The organism is Caenimonas terrae (genome assembly GCF_042655405.1).
Lineage (GTDB): Bacteria > Pseudomonadota > Gammaproteobacteria > Burkholderiales > Burkholderiaceae_C > Ramlibacter > Ramlibacter terrae_A.
On sequence record NZ_JBHSMF010000009.1, the window covers coordinates 387254 to 404492 of the forward strand.

Sequence of the window (17239 nt, forward strand, 5' to 3'; positions counted from 1 at the left end):
GGCGGCTATCATTGCCGCATGAGCTTCTTCGCGATCCTGTTTGCGTTGCTGATCGAGCAGGTGCGGCCGCTGGCGCGTGCCAACCCGATCCACTCCGGGCTGCGCAGCTGGGCGCGCTGGGTGGCCGGCAATTTCGACGCCGGCAAGCCGCAGCACGGGTGGGTCGCCTGGGGGCTGGCGGTGCTCGGCCCGGCGCTGGCCGCCCTGGTCGTCCACGTGCTGTTGATCGCCTATGCCGGCTGGGTGTTCGCCATGCTGTGGAGCGTGGGCGTGCTCTACGTGACGCTCGGGTTTCGCCAGTTCAGCCACCACTTCACCAACATCCGCGACGCGCTCGATGCCGGCGACGAGGCCTCGGCCCGCCAGTTGCTGGCGCAGTGGCAGCAGGTGGACGCCAGCCAACTGCCGCGCAGCGAGATCGTGCGCCACGTGATCGAATATTCGGTGCTGGCGGCGCACCGCCACGTGTTCGGCGTGCTGGCCTGGTTCTCGGTGCTGGCTGCCTTCGGCCTCGGGCCGGCGGGGGCGGTGCTTTACCGCATGAGCGAATTCGTCAGCCGCCACTGGCACACCAGCGCGAAGTCCGAGCATCCGGTGAGCCCGGCGCTGCTGTCGGCCGCCGCGCGCGCGTGGGCCGCGATCGACTGGCTGCCGGCGCGCGTGACGGCGCTGGGCTTTGCGGTGGTGGGCAGCTTCGAGGAAGCGATCGATTGCTGGCGCAATTACGCCCAGCGCTTTCCCAACGACAACGACGGCGTGATCCTGGCCGCCACCTCCGGCGCGGTCAACGTGCGGCTCGGCGGCGAGGCGCTCAAGGCCGCGGCCTTCTCGCCCAACCAGAGCGGCAGCTTCGGCGCCGCCGGCCTGCAGCCACAGGCCACCATGGACAGCAGCGAAAGCACGCCGGGCCGCGAGGCCGAGGTGGCGCACCTGCGCAGCATCGTCGGCCTGGTCTGGCGCTCCGTCGTGCTCTGGATGGTGCTGCTGGCGCTGCTGACGCTGGCCCGCCTGCTCGGCTGAGCGCCGCTCAGTAGCGTTCGGGCTGCGACAGCTCGGCGAACAGCTCGCGGTAGATCTGGTGCCGCCGCGCCGTCACCGGGTGCGGACTGTCCGGCGAATCGATCGCTCCCAGCACGGCGCAGCCCGGCTCGTGCAGGTGGGTGCAGTTGTAGAACTTGCAGTTGCCGATGTGGGGCCTGAGGTCCGGCATGCAGGCGGCCAGCTGCGTCGGCTCGATGTGGTTCAGGCCGAATTCCTGGAAGCCCGGCGAATCGATCAGCGCCGTTGTGCGCTCCGTATCCACCCAGTACAGCGTGGTGCTGGTGGTGGTGTGCTTGCCGGAGTTCAGCGCCTGGGAAACCTCGCCCGTCACCACCAGCGCACCGGGCACCAGCAGGTTGATCAGCGTGCTCTTGCCGGCGCCCGAGGGGCCCAACACCAGCGTCGTCTTGCCCTGCAGGTGCTTGAGCAGCTCGGCCCGGTCCACCTCCTTGGACAGCCGCAGCGACAGCGGCAGCACCCCGTAGCCCATGCGCTGGTAGGGCAGCAGCCGGCCCCAGGCTTTCGCGAAGGGTTCGACCAGGTCGCTCTTGTTCAGCGCCACCAGCGGCTTGATCTTCTCGGCTTCGGTGGCGATCAGGGCGCGCGCCAGCTGCTTCTCGGAGAATTCGGGATCGGCCGCGACCAGGATCAGCACCTGGTCCAGGTTGGCGGCAAAGGACTTGGTGCGGATCTCGTCCTGGCGGTAGAACAGGTTGCGGCGCTCCAGCACCTTCTCCACCGTGCCTTCGTCGTGCGTGCCCTGCCACAGCACGTGGTCGCCGACCACGGCCTGGCTCTTCTTGCCGCGCGGATGGCAGGTCAGGCGCTTGCCCTCGGGCGTCTCCACCAGGAAGTGGCGGCCGTAGCTGGCGACCACCAGCCCGGGATGCAGGTCCGGGCGCTCAATCAAAACGGCAAGTCCTCATGCCAGCAACGCGTCGATCCGGGACGCGCACTCGAAGTCCGTCTCCGACAGGCCCTTGACGTCGTGGGTGTTGAAGCGCACCACGCACCGGTTGTAGTGCACCGACAGGTCCGGATGGTGGTCCTGCGCATTGGCGATGAAGGCGACCGCGTTGACGAAGGAAATGGTCTCGTAGTAATTGGCGAAGCTGTAGGTCTTCTCGATGGCGACGTTCTCGCCGTCGCCGGCCAGCGTCCAGCCCGGCACGCCGGCCAGCCGCGACACCACCTCGGTGGGATTGAGCGCGCGCCGCGGCAGCAGCGACCAATCCTTCTTCTTCAACATCGTCGTCACGGCAGGACTCCCATGGTCATGCGCGCCAGCCGCTCGGAAGCCGGCGGGTGCGAGTAATAGAAACGCACGTACACCGGGTCCGGCGTCAGCGTGGATGCATTGTCCTCGTACAGCTTGAGCAGCGCGCTGCGCAGGTCCACTCCGCTGGTCTGCTGCATCGCATAGGCATCCGCCTGGAACTCATGGCGCCGGGACAGCTGGGTGAACAGCGGCGAGATGAAGAAGGAGAACACCGGCACGGCCAGCAGGAACAGCAGCAGCGCCAGCGCATCGTTCGGCCCGGTCATGTTGGGCCGCACGCCCAGGCCGGTGTAGAACCAGACCTGCGTCGACAGCCATCCGAGCAACGCGAAGCCCGCCAGGCTGAGCGCGAACAGGCCGGCGATCCGCTTGAGGATGTGCTTGTGCTTGAAGTGGCCCAGCTCGTGGGCCAGCACGGCGTCCACCTCGCCCGGCGACAGCTTGGCCAGCAGCGTGTCGTAGAACACGACGCGCTTGGTGGCGCCGAAGCCGGTGAAGTACGCGTTGGCGTGGGCGCTGCGCTTGCTGCCATCCATCACGAACAGGCCCTTGGCCGCGAAGCCGCAACGCTGCATCAGCGCCGTGACGCGCCTCTTCAGCGCTTCGTCTTCCAGCGGCTTGAACTTGTTGAACAGCGGCGCGATGAAGGTCGGATAGACGACCAGCAGCAGCAGGTTGAATCCCATCCAGAACGACCAGGCCCACAGCCACCAGTAGCTGCCGGCCGCGCCCATCAGCCACAGGATCACGCCGGCGATCGGCAGGCCGATCAGCACGCCGATCGCCGTCGACTTCAGCAGGTCCGCCAGCCACAGCTTGAGCGTCATCTTGTTGAAGCCGAAGCGCTGTTCGATGACGAAGGTCTGGTACAGCGTGAAGGGCAGGTCGATGATGCCGCCGATCAGCGCGAACGCCGCCAGCAGCGCCAGCTGCTGCCCCATGCCCGACCCGATCCAGCCGTGCAGCAGGCGGTTCAGCGCGTCCAGTCCGCCCAGCAGGGTCCAGGCCAGCAGCACGGCTGCCCCCACCGCCAGTTCGATCAGGCCGAGGCGGGCCTTGGCCACCGTGTAGTCGGCGGCCTTCTGGTGGGCCGCCAGGGCGACGGTGGTGGCAAACGGCGCCGGCACCGCGTCGCGGTGGGAGGCGACAAAGCGGATCTGGCGCGAGGCCAGCCAGAACTTGAGCACCAGCCCGGCCACCAGGGCGGCGGCAAACGCCAGGGTCAACAGGTCGGAGCGATTCATCCAGCCAATCTTAGGCCATGCGCGACAATCGCAAGGATGTCAGAAGCAATCACCCCCACCCCGCCCGCACTGGGCAAGAGCGACCAGAACCTGATCTGGCTGGACTGCGAAATGACGGGCCTGGACCCCGAGGTCGACCGCCTGATCGAGATCGCGGTGATCGTCACCGGCCCCAACCTGGAGCCGCGGATCGAGGGCCCGGTGCTGGTGATCCACCAGAGCGACGAGCAACTGGACAAGATGGACGCCTGGAACAAGGGCACCCACGGCCGCAGCGGGCTGATCGACAAGGTCAAGGCCTCCACCGTCAGCGAGGCGGAGGCCGAACGGCAGATCCTGGAGTTCGTCGCCAGGTACGCACCGAAGAACTCGACGCCGATGTGCGGCAACAGCATCAGCCAGGACCGGCGCTTCCTGGTCAAGTACATGCCCAAGCTGGAAGCCTTCTTCCATTACCGCAACATCGACGTCAGCACCCTCAAGGAGCTGGCCAAGCGCTGGCGGCCCGACGTCTATTCGTCCTTCCGCAAGCAGCAGAAGCACACCGCGCTGGCCGACGTGCACGAGTCGATCGACGAACTGGCGCACTACCGTGAGCGCTTCCTCAAGCTGGCCTGAGGCAAGGCCCCTTGCGGGAAAACCCTGAATGTGCGATAATTATTGGCTTGGCTGAGAAGACGCAAATCTTCTTGAAGCCTTCGTGCATCCTCCTTCACTCACAGGCTCATCTATAGAGCCAGCAGCGCCGGCCAGCCGGTGTCTGACAGTCGTTTGATGGTTGATGTCTTTTAACCATTGACGACGACGCGTCCCGCCAGGGACGGCGTTTGCGTTTGAGTGACTGATACATGACCGACACTTTTGCAGTGCAGGGCGACTTCGCGCCTGTGCAATCCAACGAATCCGACTCCTTCGCCCCCATCGTCGTCCTCGACGAGCAGGTGAACGACGCCCCGGCGGTTCCCGCCATTCCCAACGGCTTCCTCAAGCTCGGTCTCGCGGCCGAACTGATCAAGGCAGTGGAAGACCTGGGCTACACCCAGCCGACCACGGTGCAGGAACAGACCATTCCCCTGGCCATGGGCGCCGGTGAAAAGGGCGAAGCCGCCCGCTTCATCGACCTGATGGTCTCCAGCCAGACCGGCAGCGGCAAGACCGCCGCCTTCCTGCTGCCCGTGCTGCACACCCTGCTCAAGCAGCAGGCCGAAGCCGAAGCGCAGGAGCGCGCCGACTTCGAGAAGGCCGTGGCCGAAGCCACCGCCCGCGGCGAAGTGCTGCCCAAGCGCAAGCGCAAGGACCCGACCAGCTCGCGCAACTTCAAGGCCGCCACCCCCGGCGCCCTGATCCTGTGCCCGACGCGCGAACTCGCGCAGCAGGTGGCGCACGACGCCATCGGCCTGGTGCAGCATTGCCGCGGCCTGCGCATCGCCAACGTCGTCGGCGGCATGCCTTACCAGCTGCAGCTGGCCCGCCTGCAGAACGCCGACCTGGTGGTCGCCACCCCCGGCCGCCTGCTGGACCTGCAGCGCTCGATGCAGATCAAGCTCGACAAGGTGCAGTTCCTGGTGGTCGACGAGGCCGACCGCATGCTGGACCTGGGCTTCGCCGACGACCTGGCCGAAGTCAACCAGCTCACCATCGAGCGCAAGCAGACCATGATGTTCAGCGCCACCATCGCGCCGCGCATCCAGCAACTGGCTGCCCGCGTGATGCGCCAGCCGCAGAAGCTGCAGATCGACAGCCCGCAGGAAAAGCACGCCAACATCAAGCAGGTGCTGTTCTGGGCCGACAACGCCCAGCACAAGCGCAAGCTGCTGGACCACTGGCTGCGTGACACCACCATCAACCAGGCCATCGTGTTCGCCAGCACCCAGATCGAGTGCGACGGCCTGGCCAACGACCTGCAGCAGGCCGGCTTCGACGCCGTCGCCCTGCACGGCGCGCTGAACCAGGGCCTGCGCAACCGCCGCCTGATGGCACTGCGCCAGGGCCAGGTGCAGGTGCTGGTGGCAACCGACGTCGCCGCCCGCGGCATCGACGTGCCGACCATCACGCACGTGTTCAACTACGGCCTGCCGATGAAGGCCGAGGACTATACCCACCGCATCGGCCGCACCGGCCGGGCCGGCCGCGACGGCCTGGCCGTCACGTTCGCCGAGCTGCGCGACCGCCGCAAGATCTTCGACATCGAGGCGTACACCCGCCAGCCGTTCAAGGCCGAGACGATCCCGGGCCTGGAGCCGCAGCAGCGCGCCCCGCAAGGCGGCCGTGGCGATTTCGGCGGTGCTCCGCGCGGCCGTGACTTCCAGTCGCGTGACCGCCGCCCCAGCAGCGGCGGCCCGCGCACCGGCGGCTTCGGCGGCGGTGGCGGCAACTTCGGCGCCCCGCGCGACGACCGTGGCGGCGACCAGCGCCGCGGCAACGAGGGCTTCGCGCCCCGCAAGCCGGGCTTCGGCGACTTCGGCAACCGCACCACCACCGAGGCCTTCGGCGGCCGCCAGGGTGACGGCTTCGGCCAGCGCAACGACTTCGCCCCGCGTGGCGATTTCGCCCCGCGCAAGCCGGCGTTCGACAAGCCGGCCCGCCCGGGCAACGGCGGCAAGGTGTTCGTGCCGCGTGACGCCGCCAAGAAGCGCGCGTACAAGCCGGGCAACTAAGCCGCGCCCAGCTCCTCGCAACGCCCCTGTGCCGCAAGGCCCGGGGGCGTTGCCACGTCAGGCGGCCGCCGAGATGGCCCGTCCCATCTCGGGCCAGCGGCGGTGCAGGAACAGCCAGGCGAACAATCCGACCGACAGGAACAGGATCGAGGCCACCGCCAGTGCGCGGGTGGAGTGCATCACCAGCGGCGTGACGGCGCCGGCCACCAGCCCGTTCGCGGTGGAGCCGATCACGGCCTGCAGGGACGATGCAAGCCCGCGCCGCTCCGGGTACAGGTCCAGCACCAGCAGCGTGACCACCGGCACCATCAGGGCCCAGCCGAAGGCGAAGCCCGCGATCGGGAACATGGCCCAGGCCGCGTGCGGCACGAACAGCATGTTGGCGGCCACGTTGACCAGCGAGACCAGCAGCATGATGGAAAAGCCGTAGCGGATCTGCTGCTTGGGCGGGATCCTGCCGGCCAGCCGCCCGCTGGTCCAGGAGCCGGCCATGATGCCGCCGATGGTCAGCAGGAAGAACCAGAAGAACTGCTGCGGCCCCAGCCCGAGGTGCTCGCCCAGGAAGGCCGGCGCCGCCAGCACGTACAGGAACATGCCGTTGAAGGGCACGCCGCTGGCCAGCGCCAGCAGCAGGAAGCGGGGATCCGAACCGAGCTGCCAGTAGCCCTGCATCAGGTTGCGCACGTTGAACGGCTGGCGCTGCGTCACGTGCAGCGTCTCGGGCAGCAGCTTGAAGTTGGCGGTCCAGAGCAGCACGCCGACGCCGGTCAGGAACCAGAAGATGCTGTGCCAGCCGAGATGGACGAACAGCCAGCCGCCGATGATCGGCGCGATGGCCGGAGCGACGCCGAAATAGATCGTCACCTGGCTCATCACCTTTTGCGCCTGCGCCGGCGGGAACATGTCGCGGATCACGGCGCGCGACACCACGATCCCGGCGCCGGTCGACAGCCCCTGCAGCGCGCGGAACATCACCAGCTGGCCCACGGTCTGCGACAGCGCGCAGCCCGCCGAGGCCAGCGTGAACACCGCGATCCCCCACAGCACCACCGGCCGCCGCCCGAAGCTGTCGGCCAGCGCGCCGTGGAACAGGTTCATGAAGGCGAAGCCGAACAGGTAGGCGGAGAGCGTCTGCTGCATCTCCACCGGGGTCGCGTCCAGCGCATGCGCGATGCCGGCAAACGCCGGGATGTAGGTGTCGATCGAGAAGGGACCGAGCATCCCCAGCAGCGCCAGCAGCGCCGCCAGGGCCCAGCGCGGTGCGCGCCAGAGTTGATCTGCGTCTGGGTTCATGCCCCCATTGTCAGGGGACGGCAGCTCGCTTGTGGCGGAACTCAGATCCGGCGCAGCCGGTACAGGTTGCGCAGCACGGCGGCCTGCTGCGCGGTGGGCTCGCCCAGCTGCTCGTTCACCGGCGGCAGGGCGCGGTCGAACTTGTCGAGCCCGAGCAGGGCCTCGACCTTGGTCAGGGACGCCAGGTGCTCGGCACGGTCGGTGCCGGCCGGCGCTTCCAGGGCTGCCCGCACGTCCTGCAGGACACGGAACAGGAGATGTTTGGTCGGCGCGGCGACCCACAGGTCTCCGTTGCGCTCGAGGGCTTTGGGCAGCTGCTTCATTGAATGGACTCCCGGTTGCGACGCATCCAGTGTGCTGCGGCAGCCGGGGCGGCCTTGTCAGCGGCTGCCGATGCCGCTTGTGCGCAGGCCGACCCAGCGCACGTGGGAACGGGGCGCGCTTGCTGCGGCCCGTGCGGGGCTCAGCCCCAGATGCCGGTGGGAACCAGGCGCCGCCAGATCGCCGACGCGCGCTGCAGGTCCATCGCCAGCGCAGCCAGTTCCACGGCGTTGTCCGGCGCCGCCTGGCGCCTGGCCTGCAGGGCCGCCGTGAGGCGCCGGATGTCGGCGGCGGCGTCCTCGATGCTGGGAGGCCGGGCCGCCAGCGGGCGGGTTTGCTGGTCGATCATCATGGTCAATCTCCGATGCGGCGCGCCGGCCGGTTGTCGGCCGGCGCGCCTTGTGCGTGTCAATCGCGAGCCCGTCAGATCATGCGCAGGCAGCGTTGGTCCACCAACAACGCAGCGGGAGCGGCGCCCGTCCATGAAGGGGCGGTAAAGATGCAGCGGATGAGCCAGCTGCTGCCGGCGCCGCACCCGGACGCGTCCACTGCGAGCTGCCGGTGGCCGGCACGGCTGTCCGGCGCGGCGGCGGCCAGCGCCGTTAGATTTGCACAAATGTTGCTATAAGATCGGCTGACCCGCCAAGCCCGGCCTCCGATCCGGAACCGGGTTCCCTATCCTGCAGTCCCTGCCATGAAATTCGCGCAATTCGCCCTCGTCTGTTGCACCGCCGCGCTGCTGCCGGCGACGCAGGTCCGTGGCGCTGGCGAGGCGGTCCGGGCCGGCAGCCCGCGCGCGGACATCGTTTGTCCGGCGCGCTGAACGCAGTGTCGCGCGACCCCTACAGCTGTCCCAGCGGAATGCCTTCGGCGCCCTCGTCGGCCTGCAATGCGGCAATCAGCGTCGCCAGGTCCTTGTCCAGCCGCGCCAGCGTGCGCGGATCGAGGCTCGCGAGCGCATCGGGCAACACGCCGGCAAACGGGCCCGGCGCCGAGCGCAGCACCCTGCGCCCGGCCGGCAGGATGCGCAGTGCCACCGTCCTGCGATCGGCGCCGTCCTTGACCACTGCGATCAACCCGCGCTCCACCAGCGATTTCACTAGATTGCTGGCTGTCGACTGGTGCACGTCCATGGCGCCGGCCAGGCCGTTCATGCCGATCCCCGGGTTCGCGCTGACCACTCCCAGCGCCCACAACTGGGCACCGCCGACACCCGCCCCGGTCTCGATCTGCCGAAAATGGGTCTTGACCGCGTTGAACACCACCCGGAAGCGGCGCAGAACCCGGACCGGCAACTCCGGCGGTGCGGCATCGGCGTCGACCTTGCGCTTGCTGGCGACGGCTGTTTTCGAGACTGCGGACATCCATTCATGATAGCGACGCCGCCCATGTTCCATCCGTCCGCCGTGACGGCCGCTGCGGGCTGCAGCCCATGACGAAGCACGACCACCACATCGGCGCCGCCCTGAGGAGGGAACTGGGCGACTGGCGGCTCTGGTGGTCCCGGGCCATCGTGATGTCGTTCGCGGCCGCAGCAGGACTGACCGTCGTCGGATTCACCTGGCTGACCGAGCAGGCGTTGGCGTTGTTCTCTGGCTGGCGCGACATCCGGCCTTGGCTGCCGCTGCTCTGGACGCCGGCCTGTACCGCGGCGATCGTGTGGGTGACGCGCCGCTACGCGCCGGGGACGGCCGGCTCGGGCATCCCCCAGGTGATGGCATCGCTCGATTCCGCAGTCGATGCCGGCCACCGCGGCCTGTTCGTGTCGCTGCGCCTGGCCGTCGCCAAGATCTGCCTGACCGCATGGGGCCTGCTGGCCGGGCTGTCGCTGGGACGGGAAGGGCCCTGCGTGCAGATTGCCGCCGGCGTGATGCTCGCGGCCCGCCGCTGGCTCCCGCACCGGTCGTCGGTCACGGACCATGGGCTGCTGGTGGCCGGTGGTGCGGCGGGGATCGCCGCCGCATTCAACACGCCGCTGGCCGGCGTGATGTTTGCCATCGAGGAACTGTCGCGCACCCCGGAGCAGCGCAACAGCGGCCTGATCGTCGCGGCGATCGTGCTGGCCGGCCTGATCGCGGTGTCGATCTCCGGCAACGGAACCTACTTCGGCATCATTCATGTCAGCGACGTGGGCTGGCCGCTGCTGCTTCCAGGCCTGCTGGTCGCGGTCTCCAGCGGCCTGGCGGGCGGGCTGTTCTCCCGGCTGCTCGTGATCTCGCTCGGCGGCCGGTCCAGGGACTGGTTCAGCCGCATGCGCCAGCGCCGGCCGGTGCTGTTTGCGGGCCTGTGCGGGCTGGCGGTGGCCGCCATCGGGCTGGCGACCGCCGGAGCAACCTTCGGCAGCGGCTACAGCCACACGCGCGACATGCTGGCCGGGACCGACAGCACCCCGGCCGTGTATGTGCTGTTCAAGTTCATCGCGACCTGGCTGACGACCTGGTCGGGCGTGCCGGCCGGAATCTTCGCGCCCTCGCTGGCGATCGGGGCCGCGCTGGGCAACGACGTCGCACTTCTGTTGCACTACCCCAATGCACCGACGCTGATCGCGCTGGGCATGGCGGGCTTCCTGGCGGCGGCCACCCAGGCGCCGCTGACGTCCTTCATCATCGTGATGGAAATGGTCGATGGCCACGAGATGGTGCTGAGCCTGATGGCGTGCGCCCTCGCTGCCAGCGTCATTTCGCGCGTGTTGAGCCACCCTCTGTACCCCTCGCTGGCCAAGCTGCAACTCATGCGCCTCGGACCGCCGGCCGATCCCGACCGGACGGACCACGCCGCAGCGCCGCCGCGCGGGTAGCACCGATCACATTTATACAAATATAATTGGCTTCCCGCCGGACTCGAGCTCCGGTCGGCCACGGGTTTTATCCCCGGGATTCACGCGAGCCCCTGGTGGGCTCGCATTTTTTGCAGCTCTCCGGTGGCCCGCCCCCTACCATTGCGTATGCACCACTCCTGTCTTCGCCTGACCGCCCGCCGGGCCAGCCATTGGCGCGTGGGTGAATGGATCGCGCAGCAGGTCCAGAGGCGGCGCAGCGCATGAACAAAGCCTCGCTTCCCGACGACATCCGGCGCTTTGTCCTCACCAGCGTGCCCTCGGTTCCCTACATCGAGTCGCTGCTGCTGCTGCGCCGCGAGGCCGGTTCGACCTGGAGCGCGTCGCAGCTGGCCAGGCGGATCTATGTGTCCGAGCCCCAGGCCGCGCAGCTGCTGGCGGCGCTGGCGGCATCAGGCATCGCGGCGGCCGGCGCTGGCGAAGCCATAGGCTATCGATATGCGCCATCGCCGCAACTGGCCGGACTGCTGGACCGGCTCGCGCTGCATTACACGAGCGATCTCCTCGCGATCACCGGCTTGATCCATTCAGGCGTGAACAGGCGGGCCCAGCAATTTGCCGACGCATTCCGTTGGCGCAAGGACACATGACATGGCTGTCGTCATCTATCTGCTTTGCACCGTCACCAGCATCGCCTGCTCCGGCCTGCTGCTGCGCGCCTGGCTGGCGAGCAGGGCGCGCCTGCTGTTCTGGAGCGCGCTGTGCTTTGCCGGGTTGAGCGTGAACAATCTGCTGCTGGTCCTGGACAAGCTGCTGCTTCCGACGGTCGATCTCAGCACCTTGCGGCTGGCCACCGGATTGGTGGCGCTGCTCCTGCTGCTGTTCGGACTTATCTGGGAAGAGGAGTAAGCGCATGAATCAGATGCTGACGGGTGCCATCGCGGTTGCATCGCTGGTCGCAGGCTTGTTCTTCCTGCGCTTCTGGCGCCAGACGCGCGACCCGTTCTTCCTGTTGTTCGCGCTGTCGTTCCTGATCGAGGGCGCCAACCGGGTGGCGTTGGGCCTCTTCGTCGGGGGGAACGAGGAGGGTGTGCTGTTTTACGGCGTGCGCCTGCTCTCTTATGGCCTGATCCTGCTGGCCATCTGGCAGAAGAACCGGCCGCGGCAGTGAGCATTCCTGCGGCCCGCGACGGGGGCTTCCCCGACGAATTCAAACGCTGGCTTGATTCGGCAACGCTACTGCCAGTTCGGCATGCAGAGCGTTCCTTGCTCGTGGTACCCCGACGTACACCGGTTCGGTTTGGTGCTGCAACCGGCACAGGCTGCAAGGCAGAGAACTAGGCAAATCGTGCGCAGGCTCATGGTGGGCTCCTGTGGTGGTTTGATTGGCGGGTCCGGCTGCGGTACGACGAACAGGCCGGAACCTGGGAGCCGATTGACGGCCTTGTTCAGGGGACCGGCTTCGCCTCGCTGGCTTTCGGGCACTGCGCCGCATTGCGCGACCTGGCGGCGTCGAGCTCGCCATCGCGATAGTGGCATTCGTAGTCCGTGCCGCCCGGAACCCGGCCGACGAGACGCTGGACGTGGCCGCCCACGAAATAGTATGTCGCCAGCACCTGCATCGATGCAGGACGGGCCCTATCGCCGTACCACACACGCTGGCAGCCGGAGCTGCCGGCCGGCGTGCCGGCAGTGTAAGTGGCGATGCTCATCCCCTGGCGCACGCCGAAGACAGCGCCGGCAGGGACGGTTGCAACTTCACAGCTGGCGGCTGCAGATGCAGATGCGGGCGCAGGCGCTGGCGGGAACACGCTTGCACACCCGGCGAGCAGTGCGAGGAGAAGGGCTGGGAGCGCGAGTGATACTTTGGGCATGGATGGCTTCGAGGGTACGGGTCGGGGGGAGGGAGCGACAGAGGGGACGGTGATGCAGACTAGCACTTCCGGCGTGCCCTTGGGGTGGCTCGGGGGGCGAGGTCGCCGGCGGAGTGCCACTGGCTCCTGCTGTTCCGGCCTCGATTGCTTTGGAAGCGGGCGCGCAACAGAATCGCCGGCACGGAGGAACTTGAGATGACGACATTTGTCTTGGTGCACGGCGCATGGACTGGAGCGTACGGGTTCCGTCAGGTTCGCAAGCTGCTCCAGGCGCAGGGACACGATGTCTTTACGCCTTCCCTGACTGGAATCGGCGATCGGGCCCATCTCGCAAGTCCGCAGGTCACCTTGCGAACCCACGTCCACGACGTCGCCAACCTCGTTCTGTACGAGGATCTCTCCCACATCGTGTTGCTCGGCTTCTCCTATGGGGGCTTCGTGGTCAGCGGCGCGCTGGAACACATCGCCGATCGCGTGGAACACCTGGTGTATCTGGACGCTCTCGTGCCCGAATTCAGCGGTCAAAGTGTGCTTGCGCTGGTGCGCGGCGCTGACACGTGCGCCCCGGTCCAACTGAACGAAGCCTGGGTGCTCCCTGCGCCGGAGCGCGAATTCGATTCGCCCGATGAGGGGCGCTGGATCAGAGCGCGCCGCACCGGTCAGCCTGCTGGCACGTTTACGGATCCAGTGCACCTTTCCCGGCCACTGGAGGACCATCCGTTTAGCCGCACGTACATCGCCGCAACGGCGCATCCGCCGGGCGATCCGGGTCTCGGCGCGATCGGGCGTTGCGCGGCGCGCATTCGTTCGTCGAAGGCGTGGCAGTACGCGGAGATTTCCACCGGGCACATGGTCGCCAGCAACCGTCCCGCGGAACTCACGCGCATCCTCCTCGAACGGGTTGCAGGCGGCCAGCGCTAAGGATGGCTCCCCGCGCCGGGTCGGATTTCTTCGAGCGCGCCGAGCGCATGGGGCGGCAGCGTGAGCGACGCTGCGGCGATGTTCTCGCGCAGATGCGCCACCGAGGACGTGCCCGGGATCAACAGGATGTTGGGCGAGCGTTGCAGCAGCCAGGCCAGCGCCACTTGCATCGGCATGGCGCCGAGCTCACGCGCCACGTCCGACAGCGCGGTCGACTGCAACGGCGTGAAGCCGCCCATCGGAAAGAAGGGCACGTAGGCGATGCCTGCTTCGGCCAGGTCGTCGATCAGCGCATCGTCCCTGCGGTGCGCGAGGTTGTACTGGTTCTGAACGCAGACGATGCTGGCGATGCTGCGGGCCTGGGCGACCTGGCTGCGCGTTGCGTTGCTCAGTCCGATGTGCCGTACCAGGCCCTGGTGCTGCAACTGGGCAAGTGCCGTCAATGGCTCCGCGACCGAGCCCTCGGCAGGTCCGTGCACGCCGAACATCAGCCGGAGGTTGACCACTTCCAGCACATCGAGGCCGAGGTTGCGCAGGTTGTCGTGCACCGCTCGGGTCAGGTCCTCGGCGGAGAGCGCCGGCTGCCATGAGGCATCCGGGCCGCGCAAGGCACCGACCTTGGTGACCAGTGTCAGGTCGTTCGCGTAGGGGTGCAGCGCCTGGCGGATCAGCTGGTTGGTGATGTGCGGTCCATAGTAGTCGCTGGTGTCGATGTGGTTGACGCCCGCGTCGATCGCTTCCCGCAGCACCGCCAGCGCGGCGTCCGGGTTGGCCGGCGGGCCGAAGACCCCCTTGCCGGCCAGTTGCATGGCGCCGTAGCCCAGGCGATTCACAATGCGGCTGCCCAATGGAAATGTGCCTGCCGCGGCAATGGTCGATGAGCGCATCGGATGGTCCTTCGGTGAGTGAAGCAGCGAATGTAGGGATTCGGGCAGCGTGCGACAATCCGTTCCAATCGGCACAGGTTGTGCGGAACTGCAAACAATCGATCCCGATGCCGTCCAACCTCGCAGACATCAACGCGTTCCTGGCGGTGGCCCGGGCTGCCGGTTTTCGTGAGGCGGCGCGCGTCACCGGCAACAGCGCTTCCAGCCTGAGCGAAGCGGTCCGCCGCCTGGAAGACCAACTGGGCGTGCGTTTGCTTCATCGCACCACCCGCAGCGTGGCGACCACCGAAGCGGGCTTGCGCCTGCTGGACCGGCTGGAACCCGCGTTGAAGGAGGTGGAGGCCGCGCTCGACCTGGTCAACGGGTTTCGCGACAAGCCCGCGGGCACCCTGCGCCTGAACGTGCCCGTCAGCGCCGCCCGGCTGGTGCTGCCTCGCATCGTGCCGGGCTTTCTCGCCGCGTATCCGGAGATCCGGCTGGAAGTGATCGCGGAGGACAGCTTCGTCGACGTGCTTGCCGCCGGCTGCGACGCGGGCATCCGCTACGACGAGCGACTCGAGCAGGACATGATCGCCATTCCGATCGGCCCGCGCGAGCAACGCTTTGCCGCGGCCGCTTCGCCGCGCTATCTGGACCAGCGGGGCCGGCCGAAGCACCCGCGTGGCCTGCTGGAGCACGCCTGCCTGCGCGGCCAGTTTGCAAGCGGGTCCATGCCCGCCTGGGAATTCGAACGCAGGGGAGAACTGGTGAAGATCGAGCCGACCGGGCCGCTGCTGGTGCGCATCGGCGCGGCCACCGACCTGGCCGTGGATGCGGCCGTGGCCGGCACTGGTGTCATCTATCTTTTCGAGGACTGGCTGCGTCCGTACTTCGAGCGCGGCGAGCTCGAGCCCGTGCTCGAGCCGTGGTGGCCGCGCTTTTCCGGGCCATTCCTCTACTACCCCGGCCGCCGCCATCTGCCAGCCACGCTTCGGGCTTTCGTGGATTTCGTCAAGGCCTTGCCGCCTTGGCAGCAGCGTGCGCAAGAGTGATCGGTGCGGTGCGCGAATCCTGAAGCCGCAGTCACCAGGACGGCGCGCAGTGCGAGACGAGGGCGGCTGTCCCCTTTGGCCTCAGCATTCCGGGATAAAAAAAGCCTGCTACCGATTGGATAGCAGGCTTTTCAGGTCCCTTGCGGGTGTGAGTGGTGGGCCCTGAGTGACTCGAACACTCGACCTACGGATTAAGAGTCCGCTGCTCTACCAACTGAGCTAAGAGCCCACTCGAAAACTGTTGACGGGTTTGCCGCGGCGGTCGCAAGCGCCGGGGGGCGTCGATTCCTGTGCGCGTCGGGCGCAATCATACCAAACTCCGCGGCCAGCCTTCGAGCGCCATGCGCCAAGAGAAAAGCCCCGAGTGCGGACACCCGGGGCTTGCTGCTCGTGTGGTGGAGAGGATGAGGATCGAACTCACGACCTCCGCATTGCGAACGCGGCGCTCTCCCAGCTGAGCTACCCCCCCACGACCAGACAATTCTAGCGCAGCGAATTGCGGGCCGCGAGCCCTCAGGCCACCTTGCGCACCGGCGGCGCGAACAGCTCTTCCATCTGCCTGCGGGCGCGGTAGGCGTTGGTGCCGGTGTCGATGGCGACGTCGGACCAGCACAGGCTCTGGCCCTTCTTCACCGGCCGCACCAGCTTGACGTCGTGGGCCAGGCCCAGCGGCAGCCCGCCCATCGCCGCCGAACGCTCGGCCGGCAGCAACTTGCCCCAGACCGTGTAGCCGCCTTCGCCGTCCAGCATGTCGCCGGGCGCCAGGTCCTTCTTCGCTGTCGCCACCACGTCGGCGTTCCAGCCGGTGGCGACGCCGGTCGGCTCGCCGCGCAGCGCGACGCTGGCCACCGACACGCCGACCTCCAGCCCGATCAGGTGCCAGCGCTTGTAGAGCGTGAAGTAGCGCCCGCTGGGGTCGGTGTGGGCGTTGTATTCCTCGAAGCAGTTCCTGATGTACTCGGTCTCGCCTTCCACCGTCACCCAGACGCCCATGCGGATGTCGTAGGGGATCTGCCGGCCGTCCTTCTCCAGCGAGGAGATCACTTCCACCATGCCCTTGCGCTCCAGCACGCCGCCCTCGCTGATCGGCCGCGTCACGTACGGGATGTCCTCCACGCTGGCCGGCGGATAGAGCAGGCCGTTGCTCGGCACGCCCAGGCCGGTCGCGTTCGACACCGCGGTGCTCTCGATCGAGGGCTTGGAGCCGTCCAGGAAGCTGTTGAACATCTTCGGGTTCAGGCCGCCGCGCTGCGCCTGTTCCGGCGTCAGGCCGTAGTAGCCCCAAACCGTCTCGGGCGTCGACTCCGAAAAGTGCGGCAGCCACTTGTGGCCGCGGCCGGCCGCCACCACCGGGAAGCCGCAGGTGCGGGCCCAGTCCACCAGGTCGCAGATCAGCGCCGGCTGGTCGCCGAAGGCCAGCGAATAGAGCACGCCGGCCTCGGCCGCGCGCCGTGCCAGCAAAGGGCCGCAGAAGGCGTCCGCCTCCACCGTGACGTTGACCACGTGCTTGCCGTTGGCGAAGGCCTGCAGGCAGTGGTCGACCGCGGCGATCGGGTTGCCGGTGCACTCGACGATCACGTCGATGCCCGGATGGCGCACCAGCGCCTGCCAGTCCTCGCCGATGTGGGTGGCGCCGGTCTTGATCGCGTCCTGCAGCGAGCTGGCTGCCGTCGCTTCCGGCTTCCAGCCGACGCGCGCGAGGTTGGTCCGGGCGGCGTCCGGCGACAGGTCGGCGATGCCCACCAGGTGCACGCCCGGCGTGCGCGGAATCTGCGCCAGGTACATCGAGCCGAACTTGCCGGCGCCGATCAGGCCGATGCGCACCGGCTTGCCGTCGGAAGCGCGCTGGAGCAGTTTGGAATGGAGGTTCATTGGAATAATCTCATTGGAATAATCCGTTCGGGCTGAGCTTGTC

At 67.8% G+C, this 17239-nt stretch carries 19 protein-coding genes and 2 tRNA genes; 9 read left to right on the forward strand and 12 right to left on the reverse strand.

The window, feature by feature from the left end:
- Positions 1 to 18: 18 nt before the first annotated feature.
- Entirely contained in the window at positions 19 to 1020 is a 1002-nt protein-coding gene (locus tag ACFPOE_RS15655) for a CobD/CbiB family protein (protein WP_376851059.1), read from the forward strand.
- Between the two features lie 7 nt (positions 1021 to 1027).
- Here ACFPOE_RS15655 and rsgA read toward each other — a convergent pair whose 3' ends face one another.
- From rsgA to ACFPOE_RS15670, 3 genes are read right to left on the reverse strand one after another with little or no spacing between them, the layout of a single operon-like run.
- Complete coding sequence (gene rsgA / locus ACFPOE_RS15660) at positions 1028 to 1951, reverse strand: ribosome small subunit-dependent GTPase A (RefSeq protein WP_376851060.1); 924 nt, start codon at positions 1949 to 1951, stop codon at positions 1028 to 1030.
- Positions 1952 to 1963: 12 nt separating this feature from the next.
- Positions 1964 to 2290, reverse strand: coding sequence for a 4a-hydroxytetrahydrobiopterin dehydratase (locus tag ACFPOE_RS15665; protein WP_376851908.1), 327 nt, complete (start codon positions 2288 to 2290; stop codon positions 1964 to 1966).
- A gap of 5 nt (positions 2291 to 2295) precedes the next feature.
- Positions 2296 to 3564 (reverse strand): M48 family metallopeptidase, encoded by a 1269-nt coding sequence (locus ACFPOE_RS15670; protein ID WP_376851061.1) that lies wholly within the window; start codon positions 3562 to 3564, stop codon positions 2296 to 2298.
- Positions 3565 to 3600: 36 nt separating this feature from the next.
- On the opposite strand from ACFPOE_RS15670, the gene orn reads away from it, so the two are divergent.
- The gene (gene orn / locus ACFPOE_RS15675; protein WP_376851062.1) at positions 3601 to 4182 is read left to right on the forward strand and encodes an oligoribonuclease; all 582 of its coding nucleotides are present in this window, start codon (positions 3601 to 3603) and stop codon (positions 4180 to 4182) included.
- Positions 4183 to 4412: 230 nt separating this feature from the next.
- Positions 4413 to 6221 (forward strand): DEAD/DEAH box helicase, encoded by a 1809-nt coding sequence (locus tag ACFPOE_RS15680; RefSeq protein WP_376851063.1) that lies wholly within the window; start codon positions 4413 to 4415, stop codon positions 6219 to 6221.
- 57 nt (positions 6222 to 6278) lie between these two features.
- Here the strand turns inward: ACFPOE_RS15680 and ACFPOE_RS15685 are convergent, their stop codons facing one another.
- The 4 genes from ACFPOE_RS15685 to ACFPOE_RS15700 form a co-directional block, all read right to left on the reverse strand.
- Complete coding sequence (locus ACFPOE_RS15685; protein ID WP_376851064.1) at positions 6279 to 7514, reverse strand: multidrug effflux MFS transporter; 1236 nt, start codon at positions 7512 to 7514, stop codon at positions 6279 to 6281.
- A 41-nt stretch (positions 7515 to 7555) separates the two neighbouring features.
- Positions 7556 to 7837 carry a hypothetical protein gene (locus ACFPOE_RS15690; protein WP_376851065.1) on the reverse strand — a complete coding sequence of 94 codons (282 nt, stop codon included), beginning with the start codon at positions 7835 to 7837 and terminating at the stop codon, positions 7556 to 7558.
- A gap of 140 nt (positions 7838 to 7977) precedes the next feature.
- Complete coding sequence (locus tag ACFPOE_RS15695; RefSeq protein ID WP_376851066.1) at positions 7978 to 8187, reverse strand: hypothetical protein; 210 nt, start codon at positions 8185 to 8187, stop codon at positions 7978 to 7980.
- Positions 8188 to 8677: 490 nt separating this feature from the next.
- Positions 8678 to 9199 (reverse strand): MarR family winged helix-turn-helix transcriptional regulator, encoded by a 522-nt coding sequence (locus ACFPOE_RS15700; protein ID WP_376851067.1) that lies wholly within the window; start codon positions 9197 to 9199, stop codon positions 8678 to 8680.
- 68 nt (positions 9200 to 9267) lie between these two features.
- Between ACFPOE_RS15700 and ACFPOE_RS15705 the strand changes: the two genes are divergently transcribed.
- The 4 genes from ACFPOE_RS15705 to ACFPOE_RS15720 all read left to right on the forward strand — a co-directional run bounded on the left by ACFPOE_RS15705 (position 9268) and on the right by ACFPOE_RS15720 (position 11782).
- Entirely contained in the window at positions 9268 to 10632 is a 1365-nt protein-coding gene (locus ACFPOE_RS15705; RefSeq protein ID WP_376851068.1) for a chloride channel protein, read from the forward strand.
- A gap of 242 nt (positions 10633 to 10874) precedes the next feature.
- A complete protein-coding gene (locus ACFPOE_RS15710) occupies positions 10875 to 11261 on the forward strand; it encodes a hypothetical protein (protein WP_376851069.1) in 387 nt (128 codons plus the stop codon).
- 1 nt (position 11262) lies between these two features.
- Positions 11263 to 11520 carry a DUF5985 family protein gene (locus tag ACFPOE_RS15715; protein ID WP_376851070.1) on the forward strand — a complete coding sequence of 86 codons (258 nt, stop codon included), beginning with the start codon at positions 11263 to 11265 and terminating at the stop codon, positions 11518 to 11520.
- 4 nt (positions 11521 to 11524) lie between these two features.
- Positions 11525 to 11782, forward strand: a complete 258-nt coding sequence (locus tag ACFPOE_RS15720; RefSeq protein ID WP_376851071.1) for a DUF5985 family protein — start codon at positions 11525 to 11527, stop codon at positions 11780 to 11782.
- 277 nt (positions 11783 to 12059) lie between these two features.
- Here ACFPOE_RS15720 and ACFPOE_RS15725 read toward each other — a convergent pair whose 3' ends face one another.
- Entirely contained in the window at positions 12060 to 12323 is a 264-nt protein-coding gene (locus ACFPOE_RS15725) for a hypothetical protein (protein WP_376851072.1), read from the reverse strand.
- A 357-nt stretch (positions 12324 to 12680) separates the two neighbouring features.
- Between ACFPOE_RS15725 and ACFPOE_RS15730 the strand changes: the two genes are divergently transcribed.
- Positions 12681 to 13406 (forward strand): alpha/beta hydrolase, encoded by a 726-nt coding sequence (locus ACFPOE_RS15730; RefSeq protein WP_376851073.1) that lies wholly within the window; start codon positions 12681 to 12683, stop codon positions 13404 to 13406.
- On the opposite strand, the gene ACFPOE_RS15735 is transcribed toward ACFPOE_RS15730, so the two are convergent.
- The gene (locus tag ACFPOE_RS15735) at positions 13403 to 14293 is read right to left on the reverse strand and encodes an aldo/keto reductase family oxidoreductase (RefSeq protein WP_376851074.1); all 891 of its coding nucleotides are present in this window, start codon (positions 14291 to 14293) and stop codon (positions 13403 to 13405) included. The genes ACFPOE_RS15730 and ACFPOE_RS15735 overlap by 4 nt on opposite strands.
- 107 nt (positions 14294 to 14400) lie before the next feature.
- Here ACFPOE_RS15735 and ACFPOE_RS15740 point away from each other — a divergent pair, with 107 nt between their 5' ends.
- Positions 14401 to 15324 (forward strand): LysR family transcriptional regulator, encoded by a 924-nt coding sequence (locus ACFPOE_RS15740; RefSeq protein WP_376851075.1) that lies wholly within the window; start codon positions 14401 to 14403, stop codon positions 15322 to 15324.
- Between the two features lie 153 nt (positions 15325 to 15477).
- Here ACFPOE_RS15740 and ACFPOE_RS15745 read toward each other — a convergent pair.
- The 3 genes from ACFPOE_RS15745 to ACFPOE_RS15755 all read right to left on the reverse strand — a co-directional run bounded on the left by ACFPOE_RS15745 (position 15478) and on the right by ACFPOE_RS15755 (position 17196).
- Positions 15478 to 15553, reverse strand: a tRNA-Lys gene (locus ACFPOE_RS15745).
- Between the two features lie 164 nt (positions 15554 to 15717).
- Positions 15718 to 15793: transfer RNA gene (locus ACFPOE_RS15750), tRNA-Ala, on the reverse strand.
- Between the two features lie 44 nt (positions 15794 to 15837).
- Positions 15838 to 17196 (reverse strand): NAD(P)H-dependent oxidoreductase, encoded by a 1359-nt coding sequence (locus ACFPOE_RS15755; RefSeq protein WP_376851076.1) that lies wholly within the window; start codon positions 17194 to 17196, stop codon positions 15838 to 15840.
- Positions 17197 to 17239 lie beyond the last annotated feature (43 nt).

What these genes read in the sequence shown, in the direction of transcription:
- ACFPOE_RS15655 (WP_376851059.1), top strand. Translation starts at nt 19, where the DNA reads ATGAGCTTCTTCGCGATCCTGTTTGCGTTGCTGATCGAGCAGGTGCGG.
- ACFPOE_RS15665 (WP_376851908.1), bottom strand. Translation starts at nt 2,290, where the DNA reads ATGTTGAAGAAGAAGGATTGGTCGCTGCTGCCGCGGCGCGCGCTCAAT.
- ACFPOE_RS15670 (WP_376851061.1), bottom strand. Translation starts at nt 3,564, where the DNA reads ATGAATCGCTCCGACCTGTTGACCCTGGCGTTTGCCGCCGCCCTGGTG.
- orn (WP_376851062.1), top strand. Translation starts at nt 3,601, where the DNA reads ATGTCAGAAGCAATCACCCCCACCCCGCCCGCACTGGGCAAGAGCGAC.
- ACFPOE_RS15680 (WP_376851063.1), top strand. Translation starts at nt 4,413, where the DNA reads ATGACCGACACTTTTGCAGTGCAGGGCGACTTCGCGCCTGTGCAATCC.
- ACFPOE_RS15685 (WP_376851064.1), bottom strand. Translation starts at nt 7,514, where the DNA reads ATGAACCCAGACGCAGATCAACTCTGGCGCGCACCGCGCTGGGCCCTG.
- ACFPOE_RS15690 (WP_376851065.1), bottom strand. Translation starts at nt 7,837, where the DNA reads ATGAAGCAGCTGCCCAAAGCCCTCGAGCGCAACGGAGACCTGTGGGTC.
- ACFPOE_RS15695 (WP_376851066.1), bottom strand. Translation starts at nt 8,187, where the DNA reads ATGATGATCGACCAGCAAACCCGCCCGCTGGCGGCCCGGCCTCCCAGC.
- ACFPOE_RS15700 (WP_376851067.1), bottom strand. Translation starts at nt 9,199, where the DNA reads ATGTCCGCAGTCTCGAAAACAGCCGTCGCCAGCAAGCGCAAGGTCGAC.
- ACFPOE_RS15705 (WP_376851068.1), top strand. Translation starts at nt 9,268, where the DNA reads ATGACGAAGCACGACCACCACATCGGCGCCGCCCTGAGGAGGGAACTG.
- ACFPOE_RS15710 (WP_376851069.1), top strand. Translation starts at nt 10,875, where the DNA reads ATGAACAAAGCCTCGCTTCCCGACGACATCCGGCGCTTTGTCCTCACC.
- ACFPOE_RS15715 (WP_376851070.1), top strand. Translation starts at nt 11,263, where the DNA reads ATGGCTGTCGTCATCTATCTGCTTTGCACCGTCACCAGCATCGCCTGC.
- ACFPOE_RS15720 (WP_376851071.1), top strand. Translation starts at nt 11,525, where the DNA reads ATGAATCAGATGCTGACGGGTGCCATCGCGGTTGCATCGCTGGTCGCA.
- ACFPOE_RS15725 (WP_376851072.1), bottom strand. Translation starts at nt 12,323, where the DNA reads ATGAGCATCGCCACTTACACTGCCGGCACGCCGGCCGGCAGCTCCGGC.
- ACFPOE_RS15730 (WP_376851073.1), top strand. Translation starts at nt 12,681, where the DNA reads ATGACGACATTTGTCTTGGTGCACGGCGCATGGACTGGAGCGTACGGG.
- ACFPOE_RS15735 (WP_376851074.1), bottom strand. Translation starts at nt 14,293, where the DNA reads ATGCGCTCATCGACCATTGCCGCGGCAGGCACATTTCCATTGGGCAGC.
- ACFPOE_RS15740 (WP_376851075.1), top strand. Translation starts at nt 14,401, where the DNA reads ATGCCGTCCAACCTCGCAGACATCAACGCGTTCCTGGCGGTGGCCCGG.
- ACFPOE_RS15755 (WP_376851076.1), bottom strand. Translation starts at nt 17,196, where the DNA reads ATGAACCTCCATTCCAAACTGCTCCAGCGCGCTTCCGACGGCAAGCCG.